The organism is Amycolatopsis thermoflava N1165 (genome assembly GCF_000473265.1).
Taxonomy (GTDB): domain Bacteria; phylum Actinomycetota; class Actinomycetes; order Mycobacteriales; family Pseudonocardiaceae; genus Amycolatopsis_E; species Amycolatopsis_E thermoflava.
Window position 1 is genome coordinate 896,881 of record NZ_KI421511.1, and the last position, 14,317, is coordinate 911,197.

11 protein-coding genes are annotated in these 14,317 nt (G+C 75.0%); 6 read left to right on the forward strand and 5 right to left on the reverse strand.

Features of this window, described 5'->3' with window-relative positions; translation table 11 throughout:
- The 4 genes from AMYTH_RS0104525 (at position 1) to AMYTH_RS0104540 (ending at position 4,411) form a co-directional block, all read left to right on the forward strand.
- Positions 1-594, forward strand: coding sequence for a phosphatase PAP2 family protein (locus AMYTH_RS0104525; protein ID WP_209440745.1), 594 nt, complete (start codon positions 1-3; stop codon positions 592-594).
- Entirely contained in the window at positions 591-1,757 is a 1,167-nt protein-coding gene (locus AMYTH_RS0104530) for an MFS transporter (RefSeq protein WP_157360536.1), read from the forward strand. Before AMYTH_RS0104525 ends, AMYTH_RS0104530 begins: the two co-directional genes overlap by 4 nt.
- Positions 1,754-3,244 (forward strand): N,N-dimethylformamidase beta subunit family domain-containing protein, encoded by a 1,491-nt coding sequence (locus AMYTH_RS0104535; RefSeq protein WP_027929285.1) that lies wholly within the window; start codon positions 1,754-1,756, stop codon positions 3,242-3,244. Before AMYTH_RS0104530 ends, AMYTH_RS0104535 begins: the two co-directional genes overlap by 4 nt.
- Positions 3,245-3,343: 99 nt before the next feature.
- The gene (locus AMYTH_RS0104540) at positions 3,344-4,411 is read left to right on the forward strand and encodes an alpha/beta hydrolase (protein ID WP_027929286.1); all 1,068 of its coding nucleotides are present in this window, start codon (positions 3,344-3,346) and stop codon (positions 4,409-4,411) included.
- A 3-nt stretch (positions 4,412-4,414) separates the two neighbouring features.
- Here AMYTH_RS0104540 and AMYTH_RS0104545 read toward each other — a convergent pair whose 3' ends face one another.
- Genes AMYTH_RS0104545 through AMYTH_RS0104565 form a run of 5 tightly spaced genes read right to left on the reverse strand, consistent with a single transcriptional unit; the run spans position 4,415 to position 9,593 of the window.
- Positions 4,415-5,542 (reverse strand): alpha/beta hydrolase, encoded by a 1,128-nt coding sequence (locus AMYTH_RS0104545; protein WP_027929287.1) that lies wholly within the window; start codon positions 5,540-5,542, stop codon positions 4,415-4,417.
- Positions 5,539-6,198 (reverse strand): response regulator transcription factor, encoded by a 660-nt coding sequence (locus AMYTH_RS0104550; RefSeq protein WP_027929288.1) that lies wholly within the window; start codon positions 6,196-6,198, stop codon positions 5,539-5,541. Before AMYTH_RS0104550 ends, AMYTH_RS0104545 begins: the two co-directional genes overlap by 4 nt.
- On the reverse strand, positions 6,198-7,598 hold the full coding sequence (locus AMYTH_RS0104555; RefSeq protein ID WP_027929289.1) for a sensor histidine kinase: 1,401 nt from the start codon (positions 7,596-7,598) through the stop codon (positions 6,198-6,200). Before AMYTH_RS0104555 ends, AMYTH_RS0104550 begins: the two co-directional genes overlap by 1 nt.
- A 23-nt stretch (positions 7,599-7,621) precedes the next feature.
- Complete coding sequence (locus AMYTH_RS0104560) at positions 7,622-8,329, reverse strand: type 1 glutamine amidotransferase (protein WP_027929290.1); 708 nt, start codon at positions 8,327-8,329, stop codon at positions 7,622-7,624.
- Positions 8,322-9,593, reverse strand: a complete 1,272-nt coding sequence (locus AMYTH_RS0104565; RefSeq protein ID WP_157360537.1) for a MurT ligase domain-containing protein — start codon at positions 9,591-9,593, stop codon at positions 8,322-8,324. The genes AMYTH_RS0104560 and AMYTH_RS0104565 overlap by 8 nt, the downstream gene beginning before the upstream one ends.
- Positions 9,594-9,794: 201 nt before the next feature.
- On the opposite strand from AMYTH_RS0104565, the gene AMYTH_RS0104570 reads away from it, so the two are divergent.
- Both AMYTH_RS0104570 and lysX read left to right on the forward strand, forming a co-directional pair.
- A complete protein-coding gene (locus AMYTH_RS0104570) occupies positions 9,795-11,018 on the forward strand; it encodes an alpha/beta hydrolase-fold protein (protein ID WP_027929292.1) in 1,224 nt (407 codons plus the stop codon).
- Positions 10,996-14,313, forward strand: coding sequence for a bifunctional lysylphosphatidylglycerol synthetase/lysine--tRNA ligase LysX (gene lysX / locus AMYTH_RS0104575; protein ID WP_037322261.1), 3,318 nt, complete (start codon positions 10,996-10,998; stop codon positions 14,311-14,313). The genes AMYTH_RS0104570 and lysX overlap by 23 nt, the downstream gene beginning before the upstream one ends.
- Positions 14,314-14,317: the final 4 nt, after the last annotated feature.

Consider the following 14,317-nt stretch of genomic DNA (forward strand, 5'->3'; position numbering starts at 1 on the left):
GTGAACACCCAGCTCTTCCTCTGGGTCAATGACTTCGCCCGTGGCACGCCCTGGCTGCACGCGGTCGTGGCGGGGTATGCGGCCTACGGGCTGGTCGTGTTCGCGGCGCTGATGGTGGCCGGCTGGTGGTCGGCCCGCGGGCAGGCGGCCGTGCCGCCGATGGCCGCCGCGATCTGGACCCCGCTGGGCATGCTCGCCGCGCTCGGCGTGAACCAGCCGGTCGCCGACCTGGTCGGCGAGGCCCGGCCCTACGCGGCGATGCCGGGTGTTCTCGTGCTGGCGCACCGCAGCACCGACCCGTCCTTCCCGAGCGACCACGCCGTGATGGCGGGCGCGGTGACCGCGGGACTGTTCCTGGTGCGCCGGAGCCTCGGCGTGATCGCCGCGGTGGCCGCGGTCGTGATGGCCTTCTCGCGGGTGTACATCGCCGCGCACTACCCCGGGGACGTGCTCGCCGGGCTCGTCCTGGGCGCCGTGGTGAGCCTGGCCGGCTACCTGGTGGTGCGGCGGCCGCTGGAGTGGCTGCTCCGCCTGGCCGAGCACTCCCCGCTGCGGCCGCTGCTGACGACCGCCCCGCAGAAGGGCTCGGCATGACCGGAACCGGCACCACCACCCACCGGCGCGCGTTGCGGCCCCTGTACGCGGCCGGGTTCGTCACCGCCTTCGGCGCGCACAGCATCGCCGCCGGGCTGGGCGCGTACACGCACGGCCAGCACGCCTCCCTGCTCACGCTCGGGCTGCTGCTCGCCGTCTACGACGGGGCGGAGGTCGTGCTGAAACCCGTCTTCGGGTCGCTGGCCGACCGCATCGGGCCGCGCCCGGTGCTGCTGGGCGGGTTGCTGGCGTTCGCGGTCGCGTCCGCCGCGTTCGTGGTGGCGGGCAACCCGGCGCTGGTCGGGCTGACGCGCCTGGGACAGGGCGCCGCCGCCGCGGCGTTCTCGCCCGCGGCAGGGGCCTTGGTCGCCCGGCTCTCCCCGGCGAAGCGGCAGGGCCGGGCGTTCGGGGGTTACGGCGCGTGGAAGGGCCTCGGCTACACGCTCGGACCGGTGCTGGGCGGCGTGCTGATCACGGTCGGCGGGTTCACGCTGCTGTTCGCCGTTCTCGCGGGGCTGGCGATGCTGGCCGCGCTGTGGGCGGCGCTGGCCGTCCCGGCGGTGCCGCCGTTGCCCCGCGCCCGCCAGACGGTGCTCGACCTGGCCCGCCGGCTGGGACAGGCGAACTTCCTCCGTCCCACGGCGACCCTCGCCGCGGCGACCGGGGCATTGGCCGTCGGCGTCGGGTTCCTCCCCGTGACCGGCGCGGCCGCCGGGCTCGGTCCGCTGGCGACCGGGGCGGCGGTCTCGGTGCTGGCGGTGTGCTCCTCGCTGGTCCAGCCCTGGGCCGGACGCGCCCGCGACGCGGGCCGGCTGCGAGCGGGCACGGGCATGGCCCTCGGGCTCGCCGCGGCCGCGGCGGGGCTCGCGGTCGCGGCGCTGGTGCCCGGGATCGGCGGGGTCCTCGGCGCGGCGGTGGCCGTCGGCGCCGGGGTCGGTCTCGCCACCCCGCTCGGGTTCGCCCACCTGGCCGCGACGTCGCCCCCGGAACGCCTCGGCCAGACCATGGGCGCCGCCGAGGTCGGCCGCGAACTCGGCGACGCCGGGGCTCCGCTGCTGGTGGGCGCGGTGGCCGTGACGTCGTCGCTGGACGCCGGGCTGGTCACGCTGGCCGCGGTGATGGCGGTCGCCGCCGTGGCGACCGGTCTGGAGCGGCGGTCGTGAAGCCCGGCCGGCTCGCCTGCGCCCTCGCCGTGCTGGCGCTGCTCGTGCCGGCCTGCACCGCACCCACGCCTGCGCCGCCAGTCGCGCCCACACCCGCGCCGCCCGCTCCGGGAGCCGAGCGGGGCACGCCGGGCTGGGAGATCACCCATCCCGGTCCGGAGCACGCGATCGAGGGCTACGCCGACCGCACGAGTGCGCTGCCCGGGGACACCGTGCGGTTGTTCGTGAGCACCACGGCCGCGCGGTTCACCGTGACCGCGTTCCGCATGGGCGCCTACGCCGGCTCGGACGCGCTCCGCGTGTGGCAGTCCGCCCCGGTGCCGGGCCGTGTGCAGGCTCCGGCTGTGGTGCAGGCGCCGACGAGCACGGTGGTGGCGCCGTGGCAGCCGTCGCTGGAGGTGCCGACGCGGGGCTGGGCGCCGGGGGACTACCTGCTGCGCCTGGACGGCGACAACCAGGCCCAGCAGTATGTGCCGCTCACCGTGCGCACCCCGTCCAACGCCGGCCGGATCGTCCTCGTCAACGCGGTCACGACCTGGCAGGCCTACAACCGCTGGGGCGGCTACAGCCTCTACGACTCCCCGGGCGGCCGGAAGGCGCAACGGTCCCGCGCCGTCTCGTTCGACCGGCCCTACCAGGCGCGGGACATGCGGGGCGCGGGCGATTTCCTGTACTTCGAGCTGCCGATGGTGCGGTTCGCCGAGAGCCTGGGGCTGCCGCTGGGCTACGCGACCGACGTGGACCTGCACGCCGATCCGCACCTGCTCGACGACGCCCGCGCCGTGATCACCCTGGGCCACGACGAGTACTGGTCGAGCGCGATGCGCGCGAACGTCACCGCGGCCCGCGACCGCGGCGTGAACCTGGCGTTCCTGGGCGGCAACGAGATCTACCGGCACATCCGGTTCGCGCCGTCGGCCACCGGCCCGGACCGCGTCGAGATCGACTACAAGTCGTTCGGCGAGGATCCGGCCCGGCTGACCGATCCGCTGGAGGCCACCCCGGAGTGGCGCTCGCCGCCGTACCCGAGGCCGGAAAGCGTGCTGCTCGGCAACTTCTACCAGTGCAACCCGGTGCACGCCGACCTGGTGGCCGCCGCCGAGCAGAACTGGCTGCTGGCCGGCATCGTCCACACCGGACAGCACCTGCGCGGTCTGGTGGGCGATGAGTACGAGCGGGTGGACCTCGCGGTGCCGACGCCACGCCCGATCGAGGTCCTGTTCCACTCGCCTGTCACGTGCGGCGGGAAACCGGACTTCGCGGACACAACGTACTACACGACCTCGTCCGGGGCGGCCGTGTTCTCCGCGGGCACCCAGTACTGGATCTGCGGCCTCGACCCGGGCTGCCCGCAGTCCTGCGGCGACGCGGCCGCGGGCGCGGCCATCCGCGCGATCACGGAACGGCTGTTGCGGGCCTACGCCGCCGGCCCCACGGGAGCCGCGCACCCGGCGGCCGACAACCTGGCCGCCCTCGGCATCCACTAGGCCGACGCCGGTCCGGTGGCGGGCCGCTGAGAGGACGCTGAGCGCGGGGGCATCGTGAGCCCGTGCGCCGCGGCGGTGCGGGGCCTAGATTGGCGCCTCGTGACCGTTCTCGCGGAGACGCCGCTGACCGGCTGGTGGCCGGTCCGCGTCTTGCTGCTGGTCGCGCTCGTGGGCGCCGGGCTGCTCGCCTGGTGGCTGCGGCGGCGCTGGGCGCGCGTCACCCTGGCCGCCGTCGCGTTCGGACTGGCCGTCGCGAACGTGCTCGCCGCGGTCAACGCCTCCTACGGCTACTACCTCACGGTGGTGCAGGTGATCGGGCTGCCCGGGCGGGACGCCGCGTCACTGCGGCAGCTCGGGCAGTCCGGCGTGCCCGGTTCGGGCAGGCTCGTCACGATCACGATCCCCGGACCGGCGTCGCACTTCGACACGCGCCCGGCCCAGGTGTACCTCCCGCCCGCGTGGTTCGCCCGTCCCCGCCCGAAGCTGCCCGTCGTGGTGCTGCTCCACGGCACGCCCGGGGCGCCGGGGGACTGGACCGGCGGCGGCGACGCGACGACCACTCTGGACAGCTGGGCCGCCGGCCACGGTGGCAGCGCGCCGATCGTGGTGATGCCCGACATCAACGGGGAGTTCGACGCCGACAGCGAGTGCGTCGACGGCCCGGCCGGGCGGGCCGAGACCTACCTGGCCCGGGACGTGCCCGCGTTCGTCACCAGCCGGTTCTTCACCCAGCCGCCGGGCGCGCACTGGGCGGTCGCCGGGCTGTCCGAAGGCGGCTCGTGCGCGCTCACGCTCGCCTTGCGGCATCCGGAGACCTTCGCCGCCTTCGCCGACTTCAGCGGCCTGGCCGGGCCCCGCTCCGGGGACGGCAACGACCTCGGCGACACGGTCCCCGCGCTCTTCGCCGGCTCCACAGTGGACTTCGAGGCGCACGAACCGGCGTGGCTGCTGGCCCACCGGCGCTACCCCGGGCTCGGCGGGTGGTTCGAGGTCGGTGACGCCGACGACGACCCGCTCACCGCCGCCCGGGCCTTGGAGCCGGCGGCCGCCCGGGCGGGGATCACGACGCGGCTGGTGGTGGTGCCCGGCGGCGGGCACGACTTCGTCCTGTGGCGCCAGGCCTTCGCCGACGCGCTGCCGTGGCTGGTGTCCCGGGTGAGCGGCTGATCCTCACCCGGCGCGGAAGGTGTCGCCGGCGAACACCAGCAGGTACGGCAGGGTCGCCCGTGCCGTCCGCCAGGTGTGGCTCAGGCCGGGTTCGACGTGCACGACGGCCCGCTGCCCGTCGGCGGTGAGCTGGCCGGCGAGGTGCCGGGCCCGGTCCAGGTCGCCGCCGTCGTGCGACCCGGCGGCGAGGAACACCGCGACCGGATCGGGGAAGACCATGCCGGGCAGGTAGTCCCGTGGCGTGTTCCGCTCGATCGCCGCGCGGTCGCCGTGGAATTCGGCCCGGATGTCGCCGGGCGTGTCGTAGGGCAGGGTCAGCAGCAGCACCCCGAACTCGCCGGTGTGGTGCAGGCCGGTGTTCAGCGCGGCGAACGCGCCGCCGGACATGCCACCCAGTGCGCGGTCCGCGCGGTCCCGGATCGTGCGGTAGCGGCTGTCGACCGCGGGCACCACGACACCGGCCAGGTAGGTCTCCAGCCGCGGACCGCCCGGGACGTCCAGCCCTTCCCAGTCGCGCTCGGGCTGCCCGGCGGTCAGGTCGACGCTCACGACGATCATCGGCGGGATCGCGGCATCCCGGTACAGCCGGTCCAGCGCGCCGGGTGCGTCGCCCGCGGTCAGCCAGTCCTGCGCGGACCCGAACGGATACCCGTGCACGAGGTAGACCACCGGGTACGACCGCCCCGAGTTCGCGTATCCCGGCGGCAGCAGCACGTACGTGCGGCCGCTGGGGATGCCGTCGGCCGGGTCGGCGAGGTCGAACGAGTCGAGCAGGGGAGCGCTCTGGCCGGCGGGGATGGCCCGGCCGCCGGCCGCCGAGCTGCCGCCGCCGTCGTCGAGCAGCCGGCCAAGGGCGCGGCCGGGCGCGCCGCCGCGATCGAGGAGCACGGCCAGGTCGTGCCCGCTGCGGATGTACCCGACGTAGGTGTTGAGCCCGGTCAGGCCCGCCAGCAGCGCGCAGCACACCGCTGCGATCACGGCCCGGCGGCGCGCCCGGCGCGACCGGACGGCGAGGCCGGCCAGGACGAGTGCCGCCGCCGCGAAGCCGAGCCAGATCAGCGGCGACTCCAGCGGCCCCGTGGCGCGGCAGTAGCGGGCCACGTCGGCCGGGACGACCACATCGGTGGTCATGGCGCCGACATCCGGTAGCCGACACCCCGCAGGGTGTGGATGAGGTCCGGTCCGAGTTTGCGGCGCAGGTAGCCGATGTAGACCTCGACGATGTTCTCGTCGCCGTCGTAGTGGGCGTCCCACACATGGGTGAGGATTTCCCGTTTGCTCAGCGCCTCCCCGCGCCGCCGCAGCAGGAACTCCAGCAGCCCGAACTCGCGCGCGGTCAGCTCGACCTCCCGGTCCCCGCGGTGCACGGTCCGGGCCGCCGGGTCCAGCCGCAGGTCGCCCAGGGTGAGCACGGCAGGCCGTTCCGGTGCGCCGCGCCGCAGCAGGGCCCGCAACCGGGCGAGCAGGACGACGTAGGAGAACGGCTTGGTGAGGTAGTCGTCGGCGCCGAGGTCGAACGCGTCGGCCTCGTCGTACTCGCCGTCCTTCGCGGTCAGCACCAGCACCGGCGTCCAGATCTCGTTCTGCCGCAGGCGCTTGAGGACCTCGTACCCGGACATCCCGGGCAGCATGAGGTCCAGGACGATGACGTCGAAGCGCTGCTCCCGCGCCAGCCACAGCCCGTCCGGCCCGCTGTGCGCGACCTCGGCCGAGAACCCCTCCGCGGTCAGTCCTTTGCGGAGGGTCTCGGCGAACGCCCGCTCGTCCTCGACGACCAGCACGCGCATCAGGGTTGCCTCCTTCGCGGCAGTCGGAGGCGGAACTCGGCGCCAGGATAGGCCGGATCGGTGCTGTCCACGCACTCCGCGCAGCCGCCGTGCCGGCCGGCGATCCCTGCCACGATGGCCAGCCCGAGCCCGGCCGATCCGCCGCTGCCGGGGGCGCCGTGGTGCCGGGCGTCGTCGCGCCGCACGAACCGCTCGAAGATCCGCTCCCGATCCCGCTCGGGCACGCCGGGCCCGTCATCGCTGACCACCACCACGGCGGTGTCGCCGTCGGTGGCGGTGCGCACCCTGATCCGGCCGGCCGCGTGCTCGCACGCGTTGTCGACGAGGTTGCGCACCGCGCGGCGCAACTGGGCGGCGTTGCCGGTGACCTTCACCGGCTCGGTGCGGATCTCCACGCGCACACCGGCGGTGGCGCGGGCCCGTTCGGCCTCGGCGCGGGCGAGGTCGTCCAGGTCGACCTCGCCGGAGGGCGGGTTGTCCGTCGCGTCGTCGGTGCGCGCCAGCAGCAACAGGTCGTCCACCAGTTCGCGCAGCCGGCTGGTCTCCCGCGACACCAGGGTGACCAGCTCGTCCTTGCTCATCGCGGCGGGGTGGTGCTCGGCGACCTCGAGCGCGGTGGCCATGGTGTTGACCGGGGACCGCAGCTCGTGGCTGGCGTCGGCGACGAACCGGCGCTGTGCTCCCTGGGCCGAGGCCAGCCGGTCCAGCATCGAGTTCAGTGTCACCGCGAGCCGGTGCACCTCGTCGCGGCCGGGCGGCAGCTCCACCCGGCGTTCCAGGTCCCGGGTGGTGATCTCCGAGACCGTGCGGCGCATCCGCTCCACCGGACGCAACGCCGAGCCCACCGCGCGGTGCACGGTGAACGCCGAGATCGCCAGCAACGGCAGCGCCGCCGCCGCGAAGAGCAACGACAGGCGCGTCAGCGCCTCGGTCACCGGCGCCAGCGAGCGCGCCGACACCACGGTGTAGGGGCCGCCGGGACCGGCCACCCCGGTCGACACGAGCCGGTAGTCCTCGCCGGTCCCGTTCACCGTCACGCTCACGGTCTCCACGATCTCGTGCCCCGGCGCCGGCCGCACCGGCGTCAGGGGCGGCAGCCCGGCCAGGGCCGGGTCCGCCGTGACCACCTGTCCCTGCGCGTCGAGGACCTGCAGCACCGAGGCCGAATCCCCGCTGCCCGCGACGTCGGCGCCGGTCAGGTCACGGGTCCCTTCCCGCGCGATCTCGTGCACGACCTGGTGTCCCGCGCTGCGGGCGTCCTCGGTCGTGGACTTCTCCAGGGACCAGCCCAGCAGCAGCACGACTCCGGCTCCCGCCACCACGATCGCCGCGGCGACGACGGCCACCGCCACCACCGTGGTCCGGGTGCGGACACCGAGACGGGACAGGAGGTGCGCCATGCCAGCAGGGTAGGGAAAGCCGGTCACCACCGCGCCCCGCCACGGGCGGCGCGCAGCCGTTCCCGCCGCAGCTCGTCCACCTCGGGCAGCGGCAGGTCCGCCGGCGGCGAACCGGTCACCCAGCCGATGAGCAGATCGGCCAGCGCGGGATTGCGCGCCAGGGCCGGGCCGTGCAGGTAGGTCGCCAGGACGTGACCGGTGACCGCGCCGTCGGTGCCGTCCCCGTTCCCGGTCCCCGTGCGCACCCGGCCCAGTGGCCGGCTGCCGGGGCCCACCGTCGTGACCCCGAGGTGGTTCTCGAACCCGGTCAGCGGTCCCACGGGGGTTTGCACGACGATCTCCCCGACCGCGCGCCGCTTCCCCGGGTCGGTCACCACGTCGAGCAGGCCGAGCCCGTCGTGGCGGCGGCCGTCGCCGGTGCGGAACGACGTGCCCAGCACCTGCAGCCCGGCGCAGACCGCGAACACCACCGCACCCCGCGCGGCCGCCCGCCGCAGGCCCGCGTGCTCGCGCAGATGGTCGGCCGCCAGCTCCTGCCCCTCGTCCTCCCCGCCGCCGAGCAGGTACACGTCGAGGCTGTCCGGCACCGGGTCGCCGTAGTGGATCTCCACGACGTCGGCCGGCACGCCGCGCCACCGCAGCCGCTGGCGCAGGACCACCGCGTTGCCCGAATCGCCGTAGGTGCCCAGCACGTCCGGCAGGACGAGCCCGATCCGCACCGGGTCAGCCATCGGCGCTCCGCGGTGCCAGCTGCCGGAAGGCGGTGTAGTTCGCGACCAGCTCGACCGGGCCGGGATCGAGCGCGGCCACGGCGCGCACCGGGTCGGGACACCGGAGGTGCGCCACACCGGCGTAGGTCAGGCGCACCGCCAGGTCCGCCGAGCGTTCCCCGGCCGCCACCACCGGGCGGCCGCGCAACCGCTCGAACGGCACGTCCCACAGCCACGACAGGTCGCGCCCGTCCGCCTCGCGCCCGTTGACGGCGATGACGACCGGCGCCCGGTCGTCCAGCAGCGGCAGGGTTTCGCGCCACCCGGCGGGGTTTTTCGCGAGCAGCAGCCGCACCGGGTGCCCGCTGAGGACGGTGCGCCGGTACCGCCCCGCGACCTCGGTGATCGTGGTCAGGCGGGCACCGGCCGCGCCGGGATCCACGCCCAGCAGTGCGGCCGCCGCGACGGCCATGACCGCGTTCGACGCGTTGGCCCGGCCCGGCAGCCGGAGCTCCAGCGGAACCGTCCGGCCCCCGGCGTCCACGGCCTGGTCGCCGGCGAGCACCCAGTCCGGGCGCGGCCGCGCGAGCCCGCACCGGCAGCGCCAGGCGGGACCGTCGTGGTGGATCGGCCGTCCGCACCGTCCGCACGCGAGCGCGTCCGCGGTCCAGCAACCGCCCGTGCTCACCCAGACCGGCCGGGCCGAGGCCGTCGCGGCGGAGGTGGCCAGCGGGTCGTCGCAGTTGGCCACCACGGCGGTGCCCGGCAGCGCCCCGATGGCCTCTCGCAGGCCGCGCTCGACCGTCCGCACCTCGCCGACGCGGTCGAGCTGGTCGCGGCTGAGGTTGAGCAGCACCAGGCACGCCGGCCGCAGCCGCTGCGCCACCTCGGCCACGTAGTTCTCGTCGACCTCCAGGACCGCGAGCGGCGCGTCCGGACGGTCCACCAGGGCCGTGATCACCCCGTCCGGCATGTTCGCGCCGTCGCGGTTCGCCGCGACCGCGCCCAGCGGCTCCAGGATCCGGGTCAGCATCGACGCGGTGGTGGTCTTGCCGTTCGTGCCGGTCACCAGGACGACGGTGCGGTGACGGCCGAGATGGCGCAGCACGTCCGGGTCCAGCGCTGCGGCGATCCGGCCGCCGACGACTCCGCCCGCTCCCAGCCCGAGGCGGCGGGATCCGCCAGCTGCCGTCCGTCCGAGTGCGACCGCCACCCGGGTGCGCCGGGGCAGCCGAGGCGCGGTCCGGGCTCGCCGTTCGTCCAGGACCGGGGAACCCAGGGGCACGGGCGATCTCCTTCGAGGCGGGGTCGGCTCGGCCCCACTGTGCGCCGCGGATGCTGTGCAGACTCTGAGAACGGGGTCCGCGCGTGCCGCGGCCAGACCGCTTCCGGGTCACTCTAGGCCCGGCTTCCTGAGTGGACGCTGAACGCTGTCTTGCCTGGTAGGGGCGTCGGAACCCGGGTGGAACGCGGTTAGATTGAGCGCGTGCACGCCTCCACGATCCGCATCGACACGCTCCCGTTCGTCCTCGTCGTGGCGGTCGTGGCGCTCGGCTGCGCCGCCGCGGTGCCGTGGGCCTGGGACCGCTGGCGCCGTCGCGTCGCCGGCCGGGTCGCCACCACCGTCGTGGCGGTGGTGGCGGTGGTGCTCGCGTGCGGATCGGCCGTGAACGCGGCGGGCAGCTTCTACCCGACGCTCGGGTCGTTGCTGGGCACCTCGCCGGACCCGGCCGAGGGCACGGTCGCCGAGGCCGGGCCGGACGGGCGCGACCTCGGGCGCGCACTGGGCACGGCGAGCGCTCGCGCGGGCAACGCGCTCGGGTCGCTGGTGCACCTCACCGTGACCGGCAAGCGCACCGGACTGACCCGGGACGTCGACGTCTACCTGCCCGCGGTGTACACCGCGCCGGACTGGGCGGGCTTCCGGTTCCCCGTCGTCGAGTGGATCCCGCACTTCCCGGGCGAGCCCCGCCAGGTCGCCACCCTCTACGGCCTGCCCGGGCAGCTCGACGACGCGATCGCCGCCCACCGGCTGCCGCCGGTCGTGGTGATCGTGCCCGACCCCAACGGAGAACCGCGGCTGACCCACGACTCGGAGTGCGTGGACGCGGCGGGCGGGCCGGCCGACGACACCTACCTGTCGGCCGACCTGCGGTCGTGGGCGGTCGACCACCTGCGGGTCCGCGGCGACCGCGAGGGCTGGGCCACGGCCGGGTGGTCCTCGGGCGGCTACTGCGCGCTGGACCTCGCGGCCCGGCACCCGCAGTGGTACGCGAGCGCGGTCAGCATGAACGGCTACGACGCCACCCCGCACGACGCCGAGACCGGCGACCTGTTCCACGGGCGCGAGGACCTGCGCCGCGCCAACGACGTCTCCGCGGTGCTGCGCGACCACCCGGCCCCGCTGCGGCTGCTCGTCACTGCGGACGCCGCCGCGGGCGACGAGTGCGCCGCCCTGCGGCGCCTGCAGGCCGCCGCGACGCCACCGGCGGAACTGACCCCCTGGGTGCTGCCGATCGCCGGCCACAACCTCGCCGCCGTTCGCGCCGAGCTGCCCGCCGTGCTGGACTGGCTCGACACCCAGCTGGGCAACCCCGTCGCAGCGTCCGTCCCGGGTGACGTCCAGCAGTACGCGGGCGGCATCCCGGCATGGCCCCTGCCCGACACCGGAACTCCCGGAGCGCTCCATGGCACCGACACCAGTCTCTGACCCCGCGATCCGACGGCCCGTGCCGCGGTGGCGGTCCAAGGCGGGCGGTGTGGTCGCCACCGTCGTCCAGCTCGGCGCGGTGGCGTCGGTGGCGCTGCTGGTGTCCGGCGGGAACCACGACTTCTACCGCTGGACCGTCGGGCTGTTCTCCCTGATCAACATCCCGGCCGACGCGAACATCTTCATCGCGCTCGTCCTCGCCGTGCTGGGGGCGGCACTGCGGCGGCGCAAGCGCGCCGCGCTGAACACGCTCATCCTGTTCCAGGTCGCCGGGCTGCTCATGGACGTGGCGTTCCAGATGGTTCTGCTGTGGGCGCCGCATGTGCTGGTGCTGCCGCGCCGCGCGCCCGAGCACCTGCCGGCCACCCTGTGGGCGCTGACCGGCGCCGAGATCGCCGCGGTCGCCCTGATCGCCCTGCTGCTGGCGCTGCGCCCGGCCTTCCCGGCCCGGCTGGCGCCGGGCGCGTGGAAGCACGCGCTGGGAGTCGCGCTGGCCGGGTTCGGCGCGACGATCCTGCTCGGCTGGGGCCTGCTCGCCGTCTTCCCCGGCACCCTGACCGGTCTCGGCGACGCCTTCGCCTGGGCGGTCAACCACGCGACCGGCGAGCTCCTCCAGCTCAGGCGGCTCGGCGTGCGGGAAGGACCGGCCTGGATCGACGCCCTCCTCGACGTCGGCGCCACGCTGTCCGCGGTCGCGACCCTGTGGGTGTTCTTCCGCGGCGTGCGCGGGCAGCAGCGCCGCACCGACGACGACGAGCTGCGCCTGCGCGCCCTGCTGGCCGAGCACGGCGAGGACGACTCGCTCGGCTACTTCGCCACCCGACGGGACAAGTCGGTCGTCTTCGACCCGAGCGGCCGGGCGGCGGTGACCTACCGCGTGCTGGGCGGGACCAGCATCGCCAGCGCCGACCCGGTCGGCGATCCGGACGCCTGGCCGCAGGCCATCGGCGCCTGGCTCGCCGAGTCGCGCACCTACGGCTGGGCCACCGGGGTGCTGGGCGCGAGCGAACGCGGCGCCCGGGCCTACGTGCGCGCGGGCCTGAAGGCGCTGGAACTCGGCGACGAGGCGGTCCTCGACGTCCGCGACTTCAGCCTCGCCGGCCCGCAGCGCCGGTCGGTGCGTCAGGCCGCGCGCCGCATCGAGCGCGCCGGGTACACCGCGCGGATCCGCCGCCACGCCGACATTCCGCGGTTCGAAATGGACGACCTCCTCGCGCACGCCCAGCGGTGGCGGGACGCGCGGACCGAACGCGGCTTCTCGATGGCGCTGTCCCGGCTCGGCGACCCCGCGGACGGCCGGTGCGTGATGGTGGAGGCGTTCGACGCGCAGGGGAACCTGCGCGGCCTGCTGTCGTTCGTGCCGTGGGGACGGCGCGGGCTGTCGCTGGACCTGATGCGCCGCGACCGCGAGGCCGAGAACGGGCTCAACGAATACCTGATCGTGCAACTCGTCCGGGCCGCCGGGGAGCTGGGCGTGCAGCGCATCTCGCTGAACTTCGCCATGTTCCGCGCCGTGTTCGCCGCCGGTGAGCGGATCGGCGCCGGGCCGGTGCTGCGCGCCTGGCGGGCGCTGCTGGGCCTGGCGTCCCGGTTCTTCCAGCTCGAATCGCTGTACCGGTCCAACGCCAAGTACGGACCGGACTGGGAACCGCGCTTCCTCTGCTACAGCTCGGCGCGGCGGCTCGGCCGCATCGGCCTGGTCGCCGGCGCGCTGGAGGGTTTCCTGCCCGCGGGTGTGGGAGCGGGGCGCCGCGCCATCTCCTCCGACGCCGTCGACGAGGCGTTCCTGGCGCGCCTGCGCGAGATCGAGGCGGTCCGCCCGCAGCCGCGCCTGGTGCGCCGCCCCGAGCAGGTGCGCGTCCGGATCGCCAAGCTCGGCCGCCTGCGCGAGTCGGGGATCGACCCCTACCCGGCCTGCTTCGACCGCGACACCTCCCTCGCCGCGGTGCGCGGCGAGTTCGGCGGCCTGCCGCCGGACACCCACACCGGCCGCAAGGTGCGCGTCGCGGGACGGGTGACGGCGATCCGGGACCTCGGCGGGGTCTGCTTCGCGCGAATCCAGGACGGCGATTCCCACCTCCAGCTGGTCCTCGGCGACGATCCACTGTGGCGGGACGGGGTCGATCTGGGCGACCACGTCGGCGCGACGGGCGAGGTGATGACCTCGCGGCGGGGCGAGCTGTCGGTGATGGTGTCGGACTGGACGGTGACGGCGAAGTGCCTGCATCCGTTGCCGGACAAGCGGAAGGGTCTCACCGACCCGGAGACGCGGGTGCGGCAGCGGTACCTGGACCTGATCGTCAACCCGGCCGCGGCGGACATGCTGCGGTTGCGCAGCGCGGTGGTGCGCTCGGTGCGTGACGGGTTGCAGGCAGGCGGTTTTCTCGAGGTCGAGACCCCGATGCTCCAGGCAGTGCACGGCGGGGCGAACGCGCGGCCGTTCGTCACCCACATCAACGCCTACGACCAGCGCATGTACCTGCGGATCGCGCCGGAGCTCTACCTGAAACGGCTGTGCGTGGCCGGTGTGGAGAAGGTGTTCGAGCTCAACCGCAACTTCCGCAACGAGGGGGTGGACGCCACCCACAACCCCGAGTTCACGATGCTGGAGGCCTACCAGGCCTATGCCGACTACGAGACGATGCGGGGGCTCGCGCGGTCGCTGATCCAGGACGCGGCCGTCGCCGCCTACGGCGCGCCGGTGGCGCGCCGTCCGGACCTGGGCGAGGTCGACCTCTCCGGCGACTGGCCGGTCGTCGGCGTGTACGAGGCGGTGTCCCGTGCGCTCGGCGAGACCGTCACTCCTGGCACCTCGGCGGACGATCTGCGCCGCTGGTGCCGGGCGGCCGGGGTGCCGGCCGACGACGGGGCGGGGCACGGCGACCTCGTCGGGAAGGCGTTCGAGCACCTGGTCGAGCCGGCCACGGTCGAGCCGACGTTCTACACCGACTACCCGGCCGAGACCTCGCCGCTGACGCGCGCCCACCGCCGCGATCCCCGCCTCGCCGAACGGTGGGACCTGATCGCCTTCGGCGCGGAGATCGGCACCGCCTACACCGAGCTGACCGATCCGCTGGAGCAGCGCCGGCGCCTGGAGGCGCAGTCGCTGCGGGCTGCCAGCGGCGACATCGAGGCGATGGAACTCGACGAGGATTTCCTGCTGGCGCTCGAGTACGGGATGCCGCCCACCGGGGGGCTCGGCATCGGGATCGACCGCCTGGTCATGATGCTGACCGGGGCCTCGATCCGGCAGAGCCTGGCGTTCCCGTTCGCCCGGCCGGGCCCTCGTCCGTGAGGTG